Raw genomic sequence first — 2743 nt, forward strand, 5'->3', positions numbered from 1 at the left:
ACCCTTGCCCTCCGCCCGGTCGGCGGCACCGAGCGGGCGGAGGGCAAGGGTCGCCAGCCGCCGATGGCCGTCACCCCCGCTGGGTGACGGCCACCGAACAGGGCTCACACCATGGTCACTAGCACGACCACGGCGTGGTGACGTGGCCCGTCACGGTGTCCACCGCCACCGTCCTGCCCTCGCTGGGAATGCAGAAGTAGTAGGTGGGATGCGGGTTCTGCACGACGGGCTCATTGAGGTACAGGGGCTTGAACGCGCCGGTGTGCCCGGCCTTGACGGCCAGATCGTGGGCCTGGACCTCCGTCATGGTGAACGGGGAGATGGCCTGGATCCCGATCGGGACGCTCCACAGCTGCGTGCTCTGGTACTGACCGGTGGTCGAGTACTTGTACTCGAAGGACGGCTCCGAGCCCTTGGCCCGGAAGCGGATCCACCAGGCCTGGACGTCATTGGGGTTGGTCGTGGGTGTCAGCAGGACGGCGTCCGCGTCGTAGAACTGCGAGCCGGGGTGCTCCTGCTGCGCCTTCACCTTGGCCTCCCGCACGATCTGTGTGAGCGGGAGGTGGGGTGCCGCGCTGGCGGTGGACGGGGCGATCGGCAGCAGCGACAGGGCCGTGGCGGTCGCGGCGAGCCCGATCCGTCCCCGAAGGCGGCGGCGTGATGTCCGGCACCCGTTCAGTGCGGGTGTCGCGGGCGTGCGGGCGGTGCGCGTGGTGTTCATGTCCTTCATCTCCTTCGACCCGGACCCTGCGTGGTCACGGTGGAAGTCGACTGCCGGGTTCGGCGTGAGCGGTGGCCGACGGGCGAGAGGTCCTCGGCCGGGCTCCGCGGGGATGCAGCCTCCCGGGGTCCAACGGTAGGAAGGTCTCCGGGCGCCGTCTCCTGGCCGTCATCCTCGCTGAGCCGAACAGGCGAACCTCTCACCCGGAGCGATGCCCGTCCGGGGTTTCGCTGCGCGGTCCCGGCCGGTGGGCCCGATCCTGTGCCGCTCCTTGATCATCACTGACTGTTACAAGGTGGTGGCACGATCTTCTCGAAGTAGGCGTCCCAGCCGACGAGTCTGTAGATCGTCCTTCAGGCTGCGCTCCACCCACTCCAGGGCGATGTAGTACCGCTCCAGAACCGGGTCCCAGCCCGACTCCAGCATCCGCACGATATGAGGGTGCTCGACAGCTTTGAGTGCGGGCGGTCTCCCGTTCCAGGAAGACCTTGATGAATTCGTCGTCGCGCCGCTTGAGCAACTTGATCGCCGCGAACTGCCTGTCACTTTCGCTATTTGCCGTGTCGACGGCCTTGCGCGCCTTCGACAGACCGCCGCTGCGCGCGCCGTCTCCCACCAGCAGGAAAGCGATCGTTGATCACATGCGCTCCCACACATGCTCCTCGTCCAGCACCGGCGTCAACTAGCGGTCCGGCCATCCTGCCGGCCCAGGACTCCTCGGTTGGATGATTCGGCAGATCCGGGCTTGATCGTGGCCAACTCCTCGATGACTACAGTGCCCGACGCTCGACCAACTTATTGCTTATCTTCGGCTTGTTGGGGAGAGCTGTAGCCGAGGACGTGGTCGACGGCATCGAAGGCAGCCAGTCCGGTGGCCCGGAGGGTGGCCACTCCGGAGTGTCAGGGTGGCGCACTCGTGGTCGAGGGCATACACGGCGGTGCTACCAGCAGCCGACGGTAGAGGCTAGCGCCGTAGCCGCTCCCCCGCACGGACGCGGCCCGTCGAATCTGTCGATGACGGCCGCCAGTTGCTCGTCCGCTTCGCGATCTACGCCGACCTTCCATCGCGTTGCAATTGCTCTACTCGCGCTTCGAGTTCGGCTGGTAGGTACCAGCCTTCGATGGTGGGTGTCATGTAGAGGCGGGCCTTGAGGCCAAGGAGGAGTTGGCGGCGCCTTTCCTGGTCGGCCTGGGTCCAGGCATCCGAGAAGGTCTGGCCGGTCTCGACTTCCACCCAGGCGGACGGGCGTTGCGGGAGCGCGGCGAGGCGGCGGCGTTCCTCGACCAGGACTTCGAGGGCTTCGGCGTACTCGTCGTCGCCGCCGGGGTAGTCGAACAGGTTGCAGCGCTTCTCCTCGCGCGTGGGAGAAGTGCTGTGTCAGACACAGGTGCTCAACGAGGCATCGCCTGATCGGCGGCCCCGGCTCGAAGGCACGCTCACGCGCGCCTTCGAGCGCCAGGACTCCGGGCCGGCTCACAGCAGGGTGGCCTCGGCGGTGCCCATGGCCTGGGGAACCGCTGGAATCGCGCCGTCGACGTAGTCGATGTCGGCCTCGGCCGCCCACTCGGAGGTCTCCCGGGCCCGGGTGGAGCTCGCCATGGTCAGGTTGACCACGGTCCGGCGGCCAGGGAGGAGGAGGCCGGCGCCCGGCCCATCACCCGCGGTGGACGGTGCACGGCCTGCCCGCCGGGCACGACGTCATGGCCGAGGCCCCGGGGCGACCTGCTGGACGTCCTCCTCGCCACCGGCGAGCCGCCCCTCCCGGTGGGCCGCCGCTGCGAACGGTGGTCCCGTGCAAGCGCATTGGCCGGGCAGGACGAGCTGGACGGGCCGACCGGCCGGTCACCAGCCGTCGGTGAGCCGGAAGGCGTGGGAGAAGGAGGCTCCGCCCGTGTTCATCCATTCGTCGAGGACGCCGTAGGTGTCGTTGCGGGCGATGAGGCCGGCGCGGCCGGTGCCCCGGAAGTCACCGGCGACCGTCTGCGAGAACGGACCCCACCCGTCGGTGACGAGCACCCGAC

General features: G+C 68.6%; 3 protein-coding genes. All 3 read right to left on the reverse strand.

Annotation, left to right across the window (positions count from 1 at the left end):
* Nucleotides 1–118 precede the first annotated feature (118 nt).
* The 3 genes from ACFVUY_RS08195 to ACFVUY_RS08205 all read right to left on the reverse strand — a co-directional run bounded on the left by ACFVUY_RS08195 (nucleotide 119) and on the right by ACFVUY_RS08205 (nucleotide 2321).
* The gene (locus tag ACFVUY_RS08195; RefSeq protein ID WP_387728234.1) at nucleotides 119–721 is read right to left on the reverse strand and encodes a hypothetical protein; all 603 of its coding nucleotides are present in this window, start codon (nucleotides 719–721) and stop codon (nucleotides 119–121) included.
* Nucleotides 722–1769: 1048 nt separating this feature from the next.
* Nucleotides 1770–1955: a hypothetical protein gene (locus tag ACFVUY_RS08200; protein ID WP_387728236.1), complete on the reverse strand. Its 186-nt coding sequence runs from the start codon at nucleotides 1953–1955 to the stop codon at nucleotides 1770–1772.
* A 240-nt stretch (nucleotides 1956–2195) separates the two neighbouring features.
* Nucleotides 2196–2321: a hypothetical protein gene (locus ACFVUY_RS08205; protein ID WP_387694182.1), complete on the reverse strand. Its 126-nt coding sequence runs from the start codon at nucleotides 2319–2321 to the stop codon at nucleotides 2196–2198.
* Nucleotides 2322–2743: the final 422 nt, after the last annotated feature.

The sequence above is a fragment of the Kitasatospora sp. NPDC058063 genome, assembly GCF_042885395.1.
In the GTDB taxonomy this organism is placed as follows: domain Bacteria; phylum Actinomycetota; class Actinomycetes; order Streptomycetales; family Streptomycetaceae; genus Kitasatospora; species Kitasatospora lactacystinica.

Coding starts and splice junctions, on each gene's coding strand:
- ACFVUY_RS08195 (WP_387728234.1), bottom strand. CDS start 721: ATGAACACCACGCGCACCGCCCGCACGCCCGCGACACCCGCACTGAAC.
- ACFVUY_RS08205 (WP_387694182.1), bottom strand. CDS start 2,321: ATGGCGAGCTCCACCCGGGCCCGGGAGACCTCCGAGTGGGCGGCCGAG.